We start from the raw sequence: 585 nt of genomic DNA on the forward strand, positions 1-585 counted from the left end.
CTTTCTCATAACGGTTAAAGTAATTTTCTAACCATTTCTCCCCATCCAACTGAAGAACATTCAATCGACTAGATCGACTTTGTTCTAAGTAATTGGTCACCTGAAGAGATTCTGCAATCAATTCATCGGACAGATAATTGTATTTTTGTCTTGCCATTGTTGCACTCCTTTCTTATTATTTCTTATTTCCCCTCTATTCTAAGGGATAATATCAAATTCTTTGTTAAAGGGACAAAAGATATTGTTATATCATAAGTTATATAACTTTTTGTGTAACAAAAAAGCACACAAGTGTTCTTGTATGCTTTCAATACCTTTAGAATGGGGATTCTACATCCATTGGTTCAGGATAGGATGGAGGATTAGAACTTGGTGTCGGCTGAGAAAAGCCCTGTTGTTCCTGCTTACGTCGGTTAGATGCCTCCTTATTTTCAAGGAAAGTGATTCCTCCTTGTTGGTTTGGGGAAATAAACTGATACGTCCGACGTTGACCATGTTCATCATTATAAGGTCGTTGGATAATTTCTCCTTTTAAGAGGATTGGAGAGCCTTTAGATAGGCTCTGAGCCATCAACTCCGCTTGTT

Annotated in this window: 1 pseudogene; it reads right to left on the reverse strand. The window is 37.3% G+C overall.

Annotation, left to right across the window (positions count from 1 at the left end):
- Positions 1-316: 316 nt before the first annotated feature.
- Positions 317-585, reverse strand: a pseudogene (locus QM460_RS10495) (single-stranded DNA-binding protein); the annotation flags it as partial.

The sequence above is a fragment of the Streptococcus infantis genome (assembly GCF_047464415.1).
GTDB classification, from domain to species: Bacteria; Bacillota; Bacilli; order Lactobacillales; family Streptococcaceae; genus Streptococcus; species Streptococcus infantis_AE.